The sequence below is a fragment of the Yoonia sp. SS1-5 genome (assembly GCF_038443705.2).
GTDB classification, from domain to species: Bacteria; Pseudomonadota; Alphaproteobacteria; order Rhodobacterales; family Rhodobacteraceae; genus Yoonia; species Yoonia rhodophyticola.
Genome location: NZ_CP151767.2, coordinates 129,855 through 145,785, shown reverse-complemented (window position 1 = coordinate 145,785; position 15,931 = coordinate 129,855). Strand labels below are relative to the sequence as shown.

16 protein-coding genes and 1 tRNA gene are annotated in these 15,931 nt (G+C 59.3%); 7 read left to right on the top strand and 10 right to left on the bottom strand.

From position 1 onward, the window contains the following. Nucleotides 1-14: 14 nt before the first annotated feature. Nucleotides 15-737 carry an RlmE family RNA methyltransferase gene (locus tag AABB31_RS02295; RefSeq protein ID WP_342076031.1) on the bottom strand — a complete coding sequence of 241 codons (723 nt, stop codon included), beginning with the start codon at nucleotides 735-737 and terminating at the stop codon, nucleotides 15-17. 14 nt (nucleotides 738-751) lie between these two features. Continuing rightward, on the bottom strand, nucleotides 752-1,864 hold the full coding sequence (locus AABB31_RS02290; RefSeq protein WP_342076032.1) for a Ppx/GppA phosphatase family protein: 1,113 nt from the start codon (nucleotides 1,862-1,864) through the stop codon (nucleotides 752-754). 245 nt (nucleotides 1,865-2,109) lie between these two features. Here AABB31_RS02290 and AABB31_RS02285 point away from each other — a divergent pair, with 245 nt between their 5' ends. From AABB31_RS02285 to AABB31_RS02275, 3 genes are read left to right on the top strand one after another with little or no spacing between them, the layout of a single operon-like run. Further along, complete coding sequence (locus AABB31_RS02285) at nucleotides 2,110-2,406, top strand: virulence factor (RefSeq protein ID WP_342076033.1); 297 nt, start codon at nucleotides 2,110-2,112, stop codon at nucleotides 2,404-2,406. A 41-nt stretch (nucleotides 2,407-2,447) separates the two neighbouring features. After that, nucleotides 2,448-3,371: a methylenetetrahydrofolate reductase gene (locus AABB31_RS02280; protein WP_342076034.1), complete on the top strand. Its 924-nt coding sequence runs from the start codon at nucleotides 2,448-2,450 to the stop codon at nucleotides 3,369-3,371. Between the two features lie 9 nt (nucleotides 3,372-3,380). Continuing rightward, nucleotides 3,381-4,448: a dihydropteroate synthase gene (locus AABB31_RS02275; RefSeq protein WP_373635362.1), complete on the top strand. Its 1,068-nt coding sequence runs from the start codon at nucleotides 3,381-3,383 to the stop codon at nucleotides 4,446-4,448. A 261-nt stretch (nucleotides 4,449-4,709) separates the two neighbouring features. Here AABB31_RS02275 and AABB31_RS02270 read toward each other — a convergent pair whose 3' ends face one another. After that, nucleotides 4,710-4,907 carry a hypothetical protein gene (locus AABB31_RS02270; protein ID WP_342076035.1) on the bottom strand — a complete coding sequence of 66 codons (198 nt, stop codon included), beginning with the start codon at nucleotides 4,905-4,907 and terminating at the stop codon, nucleotides 4,710-4,712. Between the two features lie 3 nt (nucleotides 4,908-4,910). Continuing rightward, nucleotides 4,911-5,111, bottom strand: coding sequence for a hypothetical protein (locus AABB31_RS02265; protein ID WP_373635361.1), 201 nt, complete (start codon nucleotides 5,109-5,111; stop codon nucleotides 4,911-4,913). Between the two features lie 94 nt (nucleotides 5,112-5,205). Here AABB31_RS02265 and ggt point away from each other — a divergent pair, with 94 nt between their 5' ends. After that, complete coding sequence (gene ggt, locus AABB31_RS02260) at nucleotides 5,206-6,999, top strand: gamma-glutamyltransferase (protein ID WP_342076037.1); 1,794 nt, start codon at nucleotides 5,206-5,208, stop codon at nucleotides 6,997-6,999. A 54-nt stretch (nucleotides 7,000-7,053) separates the two neighbouring features. Here ggt and AABB31_RS02255 read toward each other — a convergent pair whose 3' ends face one another. Continuing rightward, entirely contained in the window at nucleotides 7,054-8,598 is a 1,545-nt protein-coding gene (locus AABB31_RS02255; protein ID WP_342076038.1) for a helicase HerA-like domain-containing protein, read from the bottom strand. A gap of 421 nt (nucleotides 8,599-9,019) precedes the next feature. Between AABB31_RS02255 and AABB31_RS02250 the strand changes: the two genes are divergently transcribed. Continuing rightward, complete coding sequence (locus AABB31_RS02250; protein WP_342076039.1) at nucleotides 9,020-9,664, top strand: invasion associated locus B family protein; 645 nt, start codon at nucleotides 9,020-9,022, stop codon at nucleotides 9,662-9,664. Nucleotides 9,665-9,796: 132 nt separating this feature from the next. On the opposite strand, the gene AABB31_RS02245 is transcribed toward AABB31_RS02250, so the two are convergent. The 4 genes from AABB31_RS02245 to AABB31_RS02230 form a co-directional block, all read right to left on the bottom strand. Continuing rightward, complete coding sequence (locus AABB31_RS02245; RefSeq protein ID WP_342076040.1) at nucleotides 9,797-11,005, bottom strand: beta-ketoacyl-[acyl-carrier-protein] synthase family protein; 1,209 nt, start codon at nucleotides 11,003-11,005, stop codon at nucleotides 9,797-9,799. Next, a complete protein-coding gene (locus AABB31_RS02240; protein WP_342076041.1) occupies nucleotides 11,006-11,266 on the bottom strand; it encodes an acyl carrier protein in 261 nt (86 codons plus the stop codon). Nucleotides 11,267-11,330: 64 nt separating this feature from the next. Further along, nucleotides 11,331-12,392 carry a UDP-3-O-(3-hydroxymyristoyl)glucosamine N-acyltransferase gene (locus AABB31_RS02235; RefSeq protein ID WP_342076042.1) on the bottom strand — a complete coding sequence of 354 codons (1,062 nt, stop codon included), beginning with the start codon at nucleotides 12,390-12,392 and terminating at the stop codon, nucleotides 11,331-11,333. 32 nt (nucleotides 12,393-12,424) lie between these two features. Next, nucleotides 12,425-14,044: a murein L,D-transpeptidase gene (locus tag AABB31_RS02230; protein WP_373635358.1), complete on the bottom strand. Its 1,620-nt coding sequence runs from the start codon at nucleotides 14,042-14,044 to the stop codon at nucleotides 12,425-12,427. 337 nt (nucleotides 14,045-14,381) lie between these two features. Here AABB31_RS02230 and AABB31_RS02225 point away from each other — a divergent pair, with 337 nt between their 5' ends. Then, a complete protein-coding gene (locus AABB31_RS02225) occupies nucleotides 14,382-14,951 on the top strand; it encodes a DUF882 domain-containing protein (RefSeq protein WP_342076043.1) in 570 nt (189 codons plus the stop codon). Nucleotides 14,952-15,034: 83 nt separating this feature from the next. Then, nucleotides 15,035-15,110, top strand: a tRNA-Thr gene (locus AABB31_RS02220). 542 nt (nucleotides 15,111-15,652) lie between these two features. Here the strand turns inward: AABB31_RS02220 and AABB31_RS02215 are convergent. After that, nucleotides 15,653-15,787, bottom strand: coding sequence for a hypothetical protein (locus AABB31_RS02215; RefSeq protein ID WP_342076044.1), 135 nt, complete (start codon nucleotides 15,785-15,787; stop codon nucleotides 15,653-15,655). Nucleotides 15,788-15,931: the final 144 nt, after the last annotated feature.

Here is a 15,931-nt window from a genome sequence, read left to right as displayed (position 1 = left end):
ACGCCAGATCCCGCTTAACAGTCACGGCCCTTAAACCCGGTCGCAACGACAAACTTCTCTGAACTGTCCGACCGTGACGCGGGCGGTTTCACGTTGACCACTTTCGCGAACCGCTGCTTCAACAGCTTCTGCAGATCCCCTTCGGCACCGCCGGCCAGAACCTTGGCCACAAATGTGCCGCCCTCTTCCAGCACATCAAAGGCGAAATAGGCAGCAGCCTCGCACAGCGCGATGATGCGCAAATGATCCGTCTGCTTGTGGCCCGAGGCAGAGGCCGCCATGTCGGACATGACCACGTCGGCTGGCCCATTCAGCCAGTCGCGCACCTTTTGGTCGGCGTCATCTTCCATAAAGTCCAACTGATAGATCTCGGCGCCGGCAATCGGCTCGACCTCTTGCAGGTCGATGCCCAGCACAGACCCTTGCGCCTTGCTTGTCCGCTCGCCCAGCGCGTTCACCCGTTTGACCGCAACCTGACACCAGCCGCCCGGCGCGCATCCAAGGTCCACGATCCGGGCGCCCGGCACCAAAAAGCGGTACTTGTCGTCAAGTTCCAGTATCTTGTAGGCCGCCCTGCCCCGGTATCCGTCTGCCTTGGCGCGCTTGACATAGGGATCATTCAATTGCCGTTGCAGCCATTTGGTCGAGCTAAGCTTGCGGCCGCGCGCCGTCTTGACCTTGACGGTCAGGTCGCGCTGTCCCCGTCCAGAGGTGTTCTTGGTGGTTTTCTTGGCCATGGCGCGGCTTACCCCTAAAATGGCGTGTCTTCCAAGACCCCATCTGCCGACATCTGCGCATAAAGCAACCCTTCACGCAGCCCCCGATCCGCAACAGACAGCCTGTCAGTGGGCCAAAGCCGCATCAGCGCCTGCAAAATGGCAGAGCCTGACATGATCAGCGCCTGTCTGTCTTTGCCAATGCGCGGGTCCGCCCGACGCCCCGCAGGGCCAAGCGACAGATAGTCACGAATGACCGTGTCAATCTGATCCGATGTCATGCGCAACCCGTCGACCTTGGTGCGGTCATATCGTTTCAGGCCCAGATGGCTTGCGGCAACTGTCGTGACAGTCCCGCTGGTCCCGATAATCTGGAACCCCTCGCGCGATTGTTCCTCGGTTGATGGGGCGAAGGCCTCGAGGTTTTCTTCAAAAAACCAGCTCATCAATGCAAAGCGGGCGGCGTCATCTTCGACATCCGAAAACTGGTCGCGCAGGGTGGCAACCCCAAGCGGGACGGAAATCCAGTCAACCACCTTGGCGGCTGCAAATGGCCCCGGATCGGATTTGAAACCGGCATGAAGCCGCATGATCGCGCGCGGCCGCTCGCGTTTGGGCACATGTGTCAGGTCGATCCAGACCAGTTCGGTGGACCCGCCACCAATATCCACCACCAGCAATTGCTCGGTATTCACGCTGACCAGCGGCGCGCAAGAGATCACCGCAAGCCGGGCCTCTTCCTCGGGCTTGATGATTTCAAGATCAAGCCCGGTCTCATTGCGCACCTGGCTGATAAACCGGTCCCCATTAATCGCGCGGCGACATGCCTCGGTCGCGACAAGTCGCATCCGCTCGACGCCGTGACGGCGCAGTTTCTCGCGGCAGATACGCATTGCCGAAATGGTACGGTTCATGGATCCGCGCGACAGACGCCCGGTGCTTTCCAATCCGTGGCCCAGCTGGACCGACTTGGAAAAACTGTCAACGACGTGGAACTGACTGCCCTTGGGTTGGGCAATCAACATCCGACAGCTATTTGTACCCAGATCCAATGCCGCATACAGCGTCGCCGGATCGGGCGGAGTTGGCGCGGGGGTATCGACCGCTTTTGGGAACGCGCCCGCACCTTTGGGACGCTTGGGCGCCATCTTACGCCCTCCATTTCGAGTTACCTCCAAGCTAGGGTGCGATCATCGTTCGCGCAAGTGTTCTGTGACGTTCCTGAATATCCCGCATCTTGGATATGAGGATAATGACGACGCGGCGATCTATCCCCGGCATGTGATACCGGCTAGCAAGGCCGAGTCGCTGCGTGATGCCGTGATGTCGAAAACCGACATTGGAAACGCAAACCGAATGTTAGAACCGAAGAGAACGCAACAAGGGGAATCACATGCCCGAGGTCACAATCGTTTACTGGCGCGATATGCCTGCACAGGTGATTGTGGGGCGTGGCCGCAAGGGCGCAAAAATGCCCCTGCCCGAACGTTTCGAACAGGCCATCGACAGGGCCGCGATGAAATCGGGCGCGGCAGAGTCAGATGATTACATGGCTGGTTTTCGCAAAGCCGACCCCGTTTCTGTTGACGGTGATCCGGCCGAAATTGCCGCCGCCGAGGCCGCCCGCCTTGACGCCGAATATGATGCCGCCCGGATCAAGACCCTGATTGCAAATGATGGCTGGGCTTGACCAGACCGCCCAACATTCCTTCCCGCTTCTCGGAGATCGTCATGTCCCTATTGCCCTTTTTGAAACGCGCGCCCAATGCGGATGATACGCCCAACACGGCATTGGTATCGTTTCTCAAGGATTATTCGATCGAGGTCATGCCCCGCACCGCCGAGAAGATTGCCGATTTCCGCGAACTGCTTCCGGCCGGAACCCGGGTCTATATCGCGCATATCGAAGGGACCCCAATCGGCGATATGGTCGCGACCGCCAGCCGTCTGGCTGCGGATGGCTACCGTGTCATGCCGCATTTCCCCGCCCGCATCATCAAGGACAAGGCGACCCTTGCCGATTGGATCGCGCGCTATCAGGGCGAGGCCGATGTCAATCAGGCCTTGCTGCTGGCAGGCGGCGTCGACGCACCACATGGCGTATTTGAAAGCTCCATGCAGTTGCTCGACACAGGGCTGTTTGGTGATTTTGAGCGGCTGCATGTGGCGGGCCACCCTGAAGGCAACCGCGATATTGATCCTGATGGATCAGACCAAAACGTCATGGACGCGCTGCGCTGGAAACAGCGTTTTGCCGACAGCACCGATGCGCAGATGGCGCTGGCCACGCAATTTGCGTTCGAGGCAGCCCCCCTGATCCGCTGGGCAGACGCGCTGAAAGATGCAGGGATCACCATCCCGATCCATATTGGGATTGCGGGGCCTGCAAAGCTGCAGACATTGATCAAGTTCGCCATTGCCTGTGGTGTTGGCCCGTCGCTCAAGGTGCTGCAAAAGCGCGCGATGGATGTCACCAAACTGCTGCTGCCTTACGAGCCCACCGAGGTGCTGAACAGCCTTGCCGCCCACAAGGCCGCGCACCCTGATTTCAACATCACCCATGTGCATTTCTTCCCCCTTGGCGGGATCAAGACCAATGCCAATTGGGCCATCGAAAACGGCGGTGCATCCGCCATACCTGCTGCGCAGAGTTAAGGACCATTCATGACCCGGACGATTGTCGAATCCAAAACGAAGACCGCGATTATCGGCTTTGACGAACCCTTTTGCGTAATTGGTGAGCGGATCAACCCCACCGGGCGCAAAATCCTCGCCGAAGAGCTTGAACGCGGCGATTTCAGCCGGGTCGAGGCTGATGCGATTGCGCAGGCTGCTGCTGGTGCAAATGTTCTTGATGTGAATTCCGGCGCGGTCTTTTCCAACAAGATGGCCGAAGACCCGCGCTATGCGGACAATAACTTTGTCGAGCCACCCTTGATGAAGGAACTTGTCGAACGCGTTCAGGCCATCGTCGATATCCCGCTTTGCATTGACAGTTCGGTGCCGGGTGCGCTTGAAAACGGGTTGGCCGCGGCCGAAGGGCGCCCGCTGCTGAATTCGGTCACGGGCGAGGAAGAACGGCTGGAACTGGTCCTGCCATTGGTCAAGAAATACAATGTGCCCGTTGTCGCGATCTCAAACGATGATACCGGCATTTCCGAAGATCCCGATGTGCGCTTTGCAGTGGCCAAGAAAATCGTCGAACGGGCGGCCGATTTCGGCATCCCTGCTCATGATATCGTGGTTGATCCGCTGGTGATGCCGGTTGGGGCCATGGCAACGGCCGGATTGCAGGTCTTTACGCTTGTGCGCCGCCTGCGGGATGAATTGGGGGTCAATACGACCTGTGGCGCATCCAATATCAGCTTTGGCCTGCCCAACCGGCACGGGATCAACAATGCCTTCCTGCCGATGGCGATGGCTGCCGGAATGACATCGGCAATCATGAACCCGGTGGCCTTGCCGGTTGGCCCAAAGAAGATTGCCGAAAAGAAAGCGGAAATCGCCGCTGCCGGGATCATCCTGCCCGAAGGTCTGGATGATGAGGCCTTTGTCACCCTGTTTGGGATGGGATCAACCAAGCCACGCGCCGGCAAGGAAATGGAGGCGATCCGGGCTGCGAACTTCCTGACGGATAACGACCCGTCTGGGTCGGCCTGGATTCAGTTCAATCGCGCGCCGGTCAAACCAGGCGAAGGACGCGCCAGGACAGGTCGGCGCAGACGGGCCTAGGGTCAGGACCCATTAATTCCACGCCGCCAGTTTGACTGATTTTGGTCGTGACGAGGCGCAGCCCCGCCGTAATAGTGGTTCTATTTCAAGGGGATGCAACGCTGATCACGGCCAAAATCAACCAAACCCTTCGGGCGCAGATTTCACTTCATCTCAGCGGCGCGGGCCGCTTGTCCGTAGAGCAACTATGGCCTGCGCGTCCCGAACCCCCGATATTTCGTGAAATCTGCGCTGGCGGCATGGAATTAATGGGTCCTGACCCTAGATTGCGACCAGGCGCAGGGTCCGTTTGCCGGGGCTGATCGAAACCGTCACGCTGCGCGACGGAAGTTGCATGACAAGTGAGGTGGTCATTTTTGATTGCGTCAACACCTGCTGGCGTTTCAAAACGTCCAGCTGACGGGTTGGTGACAAGACCTGACGCAATGCGCGCGAAGACAATCCAGATTGTAGTGCCATCGTTCAATTTCCCCAGTTGTGTTGCGACTGCATTGGTGAAGGGAACAACTTGGCCTGCAGCGCAACGGATAAAAAACACTCTTCAATGATGCCAATAAACACTGGGATTCGAGCGGCATTGTGGCTGGGCAAAGGTAAGTTTCTGCCGGTTTCCGCAAAGGTGACAATCGCTGCCACATTGTGAAACTGTCCAAAATTTCGCATTTTCCTAAAAAACAAAGGGGTCAGGGCGCTTTGCCTATTTGCCTTTGCTTACCCATAGGTCACCTTGTGGCCACAATCAGAGGGAGTGAAGGCAATGATCACATTTCGACACATATTACCCTGCGGGCTTTTGGCGGCCGGTCTGGCAACCCCGATATCTGCGCAACAGGCCGCAGATGCCGTCACCCCGGAAGAGGCCACCGAACAGGCCGCTTTTGCCGACCTGTCCCAGATGGCCCTTGATGCGATGGCCGAAAAGACCGCCGGGCGCCCCGTCATCGCCGAAGACTGGATGGTGGCGGCTGCCAACCCGCTGGCAGTTGAAGCCGGTGCCGAGGTGTTGGCCGCCGGCGGCACGGCCGCCGATGCGATGGTCGCCGTGCAGGCCGTGCTTGGTCTGGTCGAGCCGCAATCCTCTGGTCTTGGCGGCGGCGCATTTCTGGTCTGGTACGATGCCACCACTGGCGAGATGACCACGCTTGACGGGCGCGAGACTGCGCCGCTTGCCGCCACTCCGACCCTGTTTCAGGATGAAAATGGCGAGCGTCTGGGCTTTTTCGACGCGGTTGTGGGCGGCCTTTCCGTTGGCACCCCCGGCACGCCCAAGCTGATGGAGGATGCACATCGCCGCTGGGGGCAAACAAACTGGGCCGAACTTCTCGCCCCAGCGATCACGCTTGCCGAGGAAGGTTTCAGTGTCTCCCCACGCATGGCCGGATCAATCGCCAATGATGCCGAGCGGTTGCAGCGTTTTCCGGCCACGGCGGATTATTTCTTTCCCGGTGGGACAGCCCTTGCCGCAGGTGACGTGCTGGTCAATCAGGATTATGCAGACACATTGCGCGCTATCGCAGCCGGCGGGACGGATGCATTCTATACCGGCCCCATCGCCGAAGACATCGTGCGCACCGTCCGTACCGCCGATGGCAATCCGGGCGTTCTGTCGACAATCGACCTTGCCCTTTATGACGTGGTCGCACGGGACCCGGTCTGCGTGGCCTATCGCAGCTACGAGGTTTGCGGCATGGGCCCACCCTCGTCGGGGGCGCTGACCGTCGGGCAGATCCTCGGGGTTCTGAACAACCACGATATCTCTGATCAGGAAAATGCCGATACATGGCGATTGATCGGCGATGCCTCGCGGCTCGCCTTTGCCGATCGCGGGCGCTACATGGCCGATAGCGACTTTGTTCCAATGCCCACGGCAGGCCTTGTCGATCCCGGCTATCTGGCTGAACGCGCGGCCTTGCTGAACACGGATGCAGCCCTGCCCGAGGTGACAGCCGGCAATCCGGAATGGGACCACGCGCAGCTATGGGGCGATGATCAAAGCATCGAGTTTCCCTCGACCTCGCATATCTCGATTGTGGATAGCTACGGCAACGCCCTGTCGATGACGACGACAATCGAGAACGGGTTCGGGTCCCGGTTGTTTGTTCGGGGCTTTCTTTTGAATAACGAGCTGACGGATTTTTCCTTTGCCACCCACAATGATGGCTACCCGATTGCAAACCGGATTGAGCCGGGCAAGCGGCCCCGGTCGTCCATGTCGCCCACAATCGTGACGCAGGATGGCGAACCGGCCCTTGTGATCGGCAGCCCGGGCGGCAGCCGGATCATCGGCTATGTCGCGACAGCAATCATCGCGCATCTGGACTGGGGCATGGATGTGCAACAGGCCGTGGCCATGCCGCATCTGGTCAACCGGTTTGGCACTTATGACGTCGAGGAAGGAACCGACGCCACAGCGTTTGAGGCACCGCTGACCGAACTGGGGTTCGAGGTGAATATCCGTGGCCTGAATTCAGGCCTGCACGCGATCGCGGTGGGTGATGATCTTCAAGGCGGGGCCGACCCGCGGCGCGAAGGGATTGCCATCGGCGAATGACCGGCGCTTTGGTGCGGCCACGTGCTGGCCGCACCCCAACTGCAAATAGCGTCACTAGCGGCCCTTGAAAAGACTGCCCAGAATACCGCGCACGAGGCGGCGACCGGTTGTTCCTTTCAGCTCCTTGGCCACGACAGAGGCCAGTGCGCCGCCAAAGCTGCTTCCCGATGATCGGGATGAGGACCGGCGTGATGTGGACCGGCTGCGCCCTTCACTTTTGTAGCGGCGGGCGGCTTTGAATTCGCGCTCTTTCTCTTCCAGCACCGCCTCGGCAGCTTCGGCAACTTCCGCAGCCTCGGCTGCGGCGGCGGCGCGGGCAGCCAACATCTCGAACGCGCTTTCGCGGTCAATGGCGGTATCATATTTGCCCGCCATGTCAGAGGCCTGCATGATCGCCTGCCGCGCCGTCGCTGTAATTGGCCCCAATTGCGAGGATGGGGGACGGATCAACGTTCTTTCCACCACCATCGGAATGCCTTTGCCATCGAGGAACGAGGTGACAGCCTCGCCCGTACCGACCTCCTGGATGGCCTCGGCGGTATCGAAGGCATCATTGTCGCGATAGGTCTCGGCGGCTGTTTTCAGCTCTTTGCGGTCCTTGGCGGTAAACGCGCGCAACGCATGCTGCACGCGGTTGCCCAACTGGCCCAGCACGTCTTCGGGAATGTCGCCAGGGTTCTGGGTGACAAAATAAACGCCGACCCCTTTGGACCGGATCAGCCGGGCCACCTGTTCAACCTTGTCGACCAACGCCTTGGGGGCGTCGTCAAACAACAGATGCGCCTCGTCAAAGAAGAAAACCAGCTTGGGTTTGTCGGGGTTTCCAACCTCGGGAAGTTCTTCGAACAGCTCTGACAGCAGCCACAACAGGAAAGTCGCATAGAGACGCGGACTGCCCATCAGCTTGTCAGCGGCAAGGATATTGATCTCGCCCCTGCCCTCGCTTGTGCGCATCATATCCGCCAGATCAAGGGCGGGTTCGCCAAACAGCGCCGCGCCCCCCTGGTTTTCAAGCACCAGCAGCTGGCGCTGGATCGCCCCGACCGAGGACGACGCTACATTGCCATACCGCAGGGACAATTCCTTTGCATTCTGCCCGACCCAGACCAGCAGCGCCTGCAGGTCCTTGAGATCCAGAAGCGGCAGCCCCTCTTCATCCGCAACCCGGAAGGCCACGTTGAGCACACCTTCCTGTACGTCCGTCAGTTCCATCAGCCGGGCGAGCAAAAGCGGGCCCATCTCGGCCACGGTAGCCCGGATCGGATGCCCCTGTTCCCCAAACAAATCCCAGAAGGTGACCGGGAACTTGTCATATTGCAGATCAAGCCCAATCGTCTCGGCCCGTTTCATGAATGGTTCATGCAGTTTGAAATCGGCAGAACCCGCAGCCGCAAGCCCGGACAGGTCGCCCTTGATGTCTGACAAAAACACCGGAACGCCAGCGGCCGAAAACCCTTCGGCCATGATCTGCAACGTGACCGTCTTGCCGGTGCCGGTTGCGCCAGCAATCAGCCCGTGCCGGTTGGCCTTATCAAGCAACAACACCTGGGGTGCCGCATAACCGGCCCCGCCACCACCAATGAAAATGTGATCGGCCATGAATGAACGTCCCTTCAGTTCAATTTATTTGAAATCAAAATACATTCTTAACTCTTTTGCGCCAGACTAATCGCTGTGATCGAAGCCCCTCCCGGCTGATGATCACAGACTTCCTCCCTGTTAGACTTGCCGTGCCTCCGGGCACGGCTTTTTTTACGTAGGGCTACGCATTTATCTCATTTTTTTGGCAGCTTTCCGGTTGACGCACACGGGGCCATTGCGTAGCGTTACGCCAATTAGTCGGCCAAGTCCGACAGGGAGAACATGAAAAAGGGTCTTTAGGGACCCTTTTTTTGTGCGCGGCGCGCAAGGATCGAGTCAGCGCGCGCACGGCAACCTCCCGCCCGGATCACGTTTTTTTGCCGCTGACACCACCTGATCCCCGTGGTAAGCCCTGCCAAAAGAACGTGAGAGGTTTATCATGCGCAGTACATCGACAATCATCTTTCTTGCCGCCCTTCTGGCCCAACCGCTCGCCGGTTACGCGCAGGAGGCTGACACCGACACATCCACGGAAGAAACCGAAGCCCCGGCTGATCAACCCGCGGCAGATACGGAGGCAGAACCGGAACCCGGTGCAGATCTGAACCTTGGCGAACCTGTGGGGCCACAGGTTGGTCAGACATATGTGTTGAACGAATTTGGCGATTGGCAGATGCGCTGTGTCAAAGCCCCCGAAGGTCAGGCAGAACCCTGCAATCTCTACCAATTGCTGCGCGACGATGCCGGCAATGAAGTGGCCGAAGTGAATATCTTCCGCCTTCCCGAAGGTGGGCGCGCAGCTGCGGGCGCGAATATCGTTGTCCCGCTTGAGACCCTGTTGACCCAGCAATTGACCCTGTCCGTAGATGGCGGCAGCACCCGTCGCTATCCGTTCACATTCTGCAACGCGGCTGGATGCGTGGCCCGTGTCGGGTTCACCCTGGCCGAGGTCAACCAGTTCAAAGCAGGTGCAAGCGCCACCCTGCGGCTGGTTCCCGCTGCAGCCCCGGATGAAGAGGTGTTGTTGACGATGTCGCTTAGCGGCTTCACCGCCGCCTATGACGGGACCGTCACCATCGAATAAACCATTGGGTTGCCAGAAAGGGTCGGGCCGCCCAATGCGGCCCGTTCCATCGCTTTTTGCGGAATGCGCGCAAGGCCCGATGATATGGGCATCTTACCTCGATCTGATCTCTCGGATTAAAACTAAGACGCTTTAATGTTTGCGCAGGGCAATCACGGCGTTCAGCCCACCAAATGCAAATGCATTGGAAAGTGCAACATTCACTGCTGCGTCCCGCGCCACATTGGGCACCACATCAAGCGCGCATTCCGGATCCGGTTCTTCATAGCCAATTGTCGGGGCAACCACCCCGTCGCGCACCGCCATCAAGCAGGCCAGCAGCTCGACCGCGCCGGTCCCGCCGATCAAATGCCCATGCATGGATTTTGTCGATGACATCATCAGCTGATCCGCGTGCCGCCCGAACACATCCGCGACCGCCGCGCATTCGGTCTTGTCATTGGCTGCAGTGCCAGTGCCGTGCGCATTGATATAAGCCACATCTTCGGGGTTCAGCCGGGCGTCTTTGAGCGCACCTGAAATCGCCCGGGCCGCCCCCTGCTTTGACGGGGTCACAATGTCGGACGCATCCGATGACATGGCAAAACCCGCGACCTCGCAGAGGATTTCAGCGCCGCGTGCCTTGGCATGCTCATAGTCTTCAAAGACGAACACACCGGCCCCCTCGCCCTGCACCATGCCGTTGCGTGTGGCCGAGAATGGGCGGCACCCATCCCTGGACATGACCCGCAGCCCCTCCCATGCCTTGATCCCGCCAAAGCACAGCATCGCCTCGGATCCGCCGGTGACCATGACCTTGGCCATCCCGCAGCGGACCATGTTGAACGCCTGCCCCATGGCATGATTGGACGACGCGCAGGCCGTTGCGACCGTAAAGGACGGCCCCCGCAGGTTCCATTCCATCGACACATGGCTTGCGGCGGCATTGTTCATCAGTTTGGGCACGATAAACGGATGCACCCTGTTTTTGCCGGCCTCGTAGACCGCGCGGTAATTCTCGTCCTGGGTGTTCAGGCCACCGCCAGACGTGCCAAGCACGACGCCCGATTGATCCGCCAAAGCACCCGAGAATGTCAGCCCCGACTGACCAATCGCCTCGCGCGCGGCCAAAAGCGTGAACTGGGTGAACCGGTCATAAAGGGCGATTTGCTGGCGGTTGAAATGCGCAAACTCATCATAATCTCTGACCTGGCCGCCAATCTGGATCGACAGCCGGTCAACATCCGCAATATCAAGCGGACCAATGCCGCAGGTCCCCTCGCGCATCGCCGCAAGTGTCTGGCTGACATTGGTACCAAGCGGGTTGATCGTGCCTGCACCGGTAATCACAACGCGGTTCATTCAGGCCCCCTGTTGCGCCATCAAGCTTTCAACCGCCTTGACGATTGCCGCGACGGACGAGATGTCAAATTCGCTCTCGGTCGGGGCGTTGGCATTGAAGGGAACGGTGATGTCAAACGCCTCTTCTATGGCAAAGATGCATTCCACCAGCCCCATGCTGTCGATCCCAAGATCATCCAGCGTGTGATCCATCTTCACATCGGTGCGTTCCACCATTGCCTGATCGGCAATAATCGCCACGACCTGATCCTTGGTATCCATCGGTTTCGGCCTTTCTCATTCTGCGCAGGATTTAGTCATTCTGGCAGCGGATTGAAACAGATACTTAACCTTTTGAGAGCCTTTGCAGCAGCCGTGGCAGCCGGCGCAGCGCCTTGTAGCTGTCGATATGGGTTTTCATCCGCGTCGCCGGATAACCCATCATCACCCTGCCCTGTGGCACGTTCGACAAGACAATCGTGCCGCCGCCAAGGACCACGTCATCACCAACCTGCAGATTGTCTGCAATGCCCGCCTTGCCGCCCACAACAACCCTGTCGCCCACAATGGTCGAGCCTGCGACCCCCGCCTGCGCGCATAAAAGGCAATGGTCGCCGACCACAACATTATGTCCGACCTGCACCAGGTTATCTATCTTGGTCCCCATGCCGACCCGCGTCGGCCGCACAGTTCCTGCATCGACCGTGGAATTCGCACCGATTTCCACATCATCGCCAATCTCGGCCCCGCCGAGAGCGTGTATCCGGTGCCAGGTCGGGTCCTCTGGGGGTGCCAACGCGGCCTCGCCCAATGTCTCGCGCGCCAGCTCAACATTCGAGGGGGCCGCGCTGACAAAGGAAAATCCATCGCCGCCAATCGCCACATTGGGCTGCAGGATAACCCGTGCGCCAAGGCGTACATGCCGCTGCAGGCGGACACCGGCATGCAGAACGCAACCCGTGCCGACCGTGACGCCCCCAGCAATGCTCACATGATCCGCAATCCAGGTGCCCGCGCCGATATCCGCATCAGGCCCGATCACCGTGAACGGGCCGATATGCACATCCGCCCCGATCCGGGCGGTTGGGTCGACATGCGCCTGTGGGGATATCCCGTGGCCGGGCAGCGGTTTGTCCAGCATTTGCGTCAGGCCCGCCATGGCAAGCCGCGCGCGCGGTGCAATAATTGCGGCCTCAAGCCCCATGGCCTGCCAGTCTGCATCGGGCCAGATAACGGCAGCCTTGGCGCGGCCTTCGGCAATCGCGGGCCCATAGGCCGGGCTCATGGCAAGGGCAAGATCGGACGGTCCGGCGGCGGCAGGTTCTGATGCCCCATCAACCCGCATGTCAACAGCGCCCAAGGCCTCTGCCCCCAGCGCCGCTGCGATTTCTGCGATGGAATATGCCATGAACTCCCCCGGTCTGCGCCCAGGGTTCTGACTTAACCGCGAACAGCGCGGATCGCCACCCCTTCACGGGCCAGCGCATTCCAGATCCGGGCATCGCGCCCATAGACGTCGCGGCGATACTGCATCTGCCCATCGGCCTGCGTGAACGCTGTCCGGTAGACAAGATGGACCGGCACAGGTGCAGCGAGATCGACCCGCTGCTCGCGTCCGGTGCGCAGCTTGGCCTGAAAGAACTCAGCCGGGTTGCCAACCTGCTTGGACAGTAGTTCATGCGCGAAATCAAACGGGTCGTTCAACCGGATACAGCCATGGCTGAATGCACGCACCTCGCGCCCAAACAGGCTCTTGGCTGGCGTGTCATGCAGATAGATGTTGTAGCGGTTCGGGAACATGAATTTCACCAGACCCAGGGCATTGCCCCGGCTTGGTGGCTGACGCATCGAAAACGGAAAGGTCGAGGCGTTATATTGCGAGAAATCAACCGCGCCCCGGTTGACCCGCCGCCCGCTGCGATCGGTGATTTCCAGCTGGCTGACCGCATTGGGGTTACGCTGTAGCTGTGGCAGGAATTCTTTGGTCACAATCGAACGGGGAACATACCAGCTTGGGTTGATGACCATGAATTCCATGACGTCAGAAAATTCAGGGCTGACCCGATCATCCTGCTTGGCCCCGATCACAGAGCGGGTTTCGAAGGTGACAGTATCATTGTCGATAATCTTGGCGGTGAAATCAGTCAGGTTCACCCAGATATGACGCTCGCCGCGCGGCCGGTTGATCCAGCGCTCGCGCTCCATCGCAACGATGACGGCTTGCAGCCGGTCTTCGGGGCCACGATTGATCTCGCTCAGCGTACCCGGACCGGCAGTGCCATCAATGGCCAGACCGTGCGCCGCCTGAAACCGCTGCACCGCTGCGGTGATCGCATCGTCATAGGTCTGTGTATTGGTGCGGCCAAGGAAACCCTTTGCAATCAGACGATTGCGCAACGCAACAACCGCCGGACCGCTTTGGCCGCGCTCAAGCTTGTTTCCCGGAACAGTTGCCCCCCAGCCGCCATCGGCCAGCGTCTGCTCCAACGTCATTTTTTGACGCATCAGGCGTGTATATTCCGGTGATGCGGGCGGCAAGGACCGCAGGAAAGCCGCAGGGCTTGATTGCGCAAAGGCCTGGATGGTCGAAAGCCTGCCACGATAAGGCACCTGCCGCTTGATATTGTTGTCAACACGTGACGGCACCAGAATGCCGGTCTGGACATCACGGGCATATTGCAAAAACAGTCGGCTCAACGCGACCTCAAGACGGCCCTGCGCCTGCGGTGTCTGCGCGGCCTGCAATTGCGCCATCAGCGCCTGCGGATCGTATTCCGCCGCTGGCAGGCCGTGGTCGCCGGCCGCGGTGAAGGCAGCCAACAAGGCATTCCGGCGTGCCCGATCGGCGCGCGTGCTCCAGATCCCTTCGAAGTTCCGGGCGCGGTAGAAAGCAACAAGATCCTCGTCAGCAGCGGCTGCTTCCGCGACCGCCTGGCGAAATTCGGTCACCTGGGCCTGCGCCTGTGGGGCTGCCGCAAAAATCATCGCCACCCCGATGATGACAGCCATCAGGCGCGACATGGACGAAAAAACTGGCAGACTTGCAACACGCATCAACATTGATCCCCCTCAAAAACAGACATAGCCTAGCGCATGCAGACCACATACCAGAGTATCAATATCCATACCCTGCAGAAGTCTACTCACAATGACGCGGTAATGCCGCAAGAGTGTGACGGTGTTGCCTTACCGCCGCCTTCCTTTTGCTCAGATGCCAAAATTTTGAGAAATCCTGCGCCGAATCTCGCTCATTGTGAGGAATTTAACGCAAATTGCGCTAAGTAGTTCTTGGTGATCGAATCAAAATATGCCATAAGGCCCCTGCATCTGGGGGCATGGTGTAAATCCGCGAAACAGCGGAAAAGTAGAGTGGGCGACGGGACAGGCGCTACATAATATGATGAAAAATGACTCCTCGGGCATGACCCGGCGTGGATTATTGGGTGCTTTTGCCGCGACAGCTGTTGCAGCGGCGCCTACTTACAGCAATGCGGCAGGCTTCCTGCGCGGTGCCGGCGATATCCGCCGGATCGCGATGCATTCGGGTCGGACGGGTGAACGGATCGAGACGATCTACTGGATTGACGGCGACTACATCGCCGATGCGGTGCGCGAGATTAACATTTTCATGCGCGATTGGCGGACAGGTGAAGCGATCCAGATGGATTTGCGCACCATCGACATCATGTCGGCATCCCTGAACCTGATGGCCACTGACGAACCCTATCTGCTTTTGTCCGGCTACCGGTCCCCAAAGACAAATGCGATGCTGCGCAGCCGGTCATCCGGTGTGGCGCGCAACTCGCTGCACATGCGGGGTCAGGCTGCTGATCTGCGCCTGCGCAGCCGCAGCACGGAACAGATGGCCAACGCGGCGATCGCCTGCCGGGCTGGTGGTGTGGGTCGCTATCGCGGGTCCAACTTTGTCCATATGGATTGCGGTCCAATCCGCAGCTGGCGCGGTTAAAGCCGCGCTGACGCAAATTTTTCCGGCGACAGCGAATTGTCATATTGCCAAGTCAACAACGCAATGCTAGGTCGCCGCGCAGTGCCCCTATAGCTCAGCTGGTAGAGCAACTGATTTGTAATCAGTAGGTCCGCGGTTCGAGTCCGTGTGGGGGCACCATTAAAATCAGACACTTAGCTGTGCTTTGGATCCTAAGACGGGTTTTAGGACGGTTTTTCCACGCTTTAGTCCGGAAAAGCGGCGACCTCCCGGGAGTTGACGCAGCCCTATACTGGTTGTGTCCAAGTGACCGCTAAGAGTATTTCGCAATGCGCTTGCACGAGGGCCGGGGTGTATCGAAGGCCTTCAAGCCCGCGAGCCGTCAGGCCACAGTAGGATGCGGCTTGGCCGGGTCTCAGCCATTCAGGTGTCACCAGTTCATCGCGTACGCGGGCAACGACAAGTTGGACAATGTCATCTATTTCTGGGGTCATGTTCAGTCCCATCACTCGGGACTGCCTCGCCTTGGCAGCCGGTTGAGTGACAGGGCCTTGGCGCTTTACGCCCACTGGATTACCCCGCGCCCCTGCGTAACCGGGCGCTCCCCACATGCGGCACGTCCCAGTCAGCCGACGCGGATACATGGTCGAAAGTGCGGACGTTACCGGAGCGCAGCGGCCCGGTAAAGAGGGGTTAGATTTTTCCATAAATAGAACAGAGACTTATCCCCGGTTGCAGGCCGCCATCAAGTATCGGCTCATGGTCTCTTGTTGGCCGCGCAGGTAGTCCTCGGCGATCTTGTTGCGCGTCACATAGCCGTCGTTCACGTCGCCGTCGGCATGGTTCATCAGGATCATCACGTCGGTCTTTGTCAGTCCCGCCTCACTGGACAGCGTCTTGTAGGTCTGCCGCAGGTCACAGCCCCATTGCCTGCTTTTCTGACATCAGCTTGCCGCTGGGGACAATGGTCAACGTCATCTGACGCCTTACACCTATGGTCA

Excerpts from the sequence above, each read along its gene's own strand:
- AABB31_RS02290 (WP_342076032.1), bottom strand. The coding sequence starts at position 1,864 with ATGGCGCCCAAGCGTCCCAAAGGTGCGGGCGCGTTCCCAAAAGCGGTC.
- AABB31_RS02245 (WP_342076040.1), bottom strand. The coding sequence starts at position 11,005 with ATGAACCGCGTTGTGATTACCGGTGCAGGCACGATCAACCCGCTTGGT.
- AABB31_RS02270 (WP_342076035.1), bottom strand. The coding sequence starts at position 4,907 with ATGGCACTACAATCTGGATTGTCTTCGCGCGCATTGCGTCAGGTCTTG.
- AABB31_RS02230 (WP_373635358.1), bottom strand. The coding sequence starts at position 14,044 with ATGTTGATGCGTGTTGCAAGTCTGCCAGTTTTTTCGTCCATGTCGCGC.
- AABB31_RS02265 (WP_373635361.1), bottom strand. The coding sequence starts at position 5,111 with ATGCGAAATTTTGGACAGTTTCACAATGTGGCAGCGATTGTCACCTTT.
- AABB31_RS02275 (WP_373635362.1), top strand. The coding sequence starts at position 3,381 with ATGACCCGGACGATTGTCGAATCCAAAACGAAGACCGCGATTATCGGC.
- AABB31_RS02285 (WP_342076033.1), top strand. The coding sequence starts at position 2,110 with ATGCCCGAGGTCACAATCGTTTACTGGCGCGATATGCCTGCACAGGTG.
- AABB31_RS02215 (WP_342076044.1), bottom strand. The coding sequence starts at position 15,787 with ATGATCCTGATGAACCATGCCGACGGCGACGTGAACGACGGCTATGTG.
- AABB31_RS02295 (WP_342076031.1), bottom strand. The coding sequence starts at position 737 with ATGGCCAAGAAAACCACCAAGAACACCTCTGGACGGGGACAGCGCGAC.
- AABB31_RS02225 (WP_342076043.1), top strand. The coding sequence starts at position 14,382 with ATGATGAAAAATGACTCCTCGGGCATGACCCGGCGTGGATTATTGGGT.
- ggt (WP_342076037.1), top strand. The coding sequence starts at position 5,206 with ATGATCACATTTCGACACATATTACCCTGCGGGCTTTTGGCGGCCGGT.
- AABB31_RS02235 (WP_342076042.1), bottom strand. The coding sequence starts at position 12,392 with ATGGCATATTCCATCGCAGAAATCGCAGCGGCGCTGGGGGCAGAGGCC.
- AABB31_RS02255 (WP_342076038.1), bottom strand. The coding sequence starts at position 8,598 with ATGGCCGATCACATTTTCATTGGTGGTGGCGGGGCCGGTTATGCGGCA.
- AABB31_RS02280 (WP_342076034.1), top strand. The coding sequence starts at position 2,448 with ATGTCCCTATTGCCCTTTTTGAAACGCGCGCCCAATGCGGATGATACG.
- AABB31_RS02240 (WP_342076041.1), bottom strand. The coding sequence starts at position 11,266 with ATGGATACCAAGGATCAGGTCGTGGCGATTATTGCCGATCAGGCAATG.
- AABB31_RS02250 (WP_342076039.1), top strand. The coding sequence starts at position 9,020 with ATGCGCAGTACATCGACAATCATCTTTCTTGCCGCCCTTCTGGCCCAA.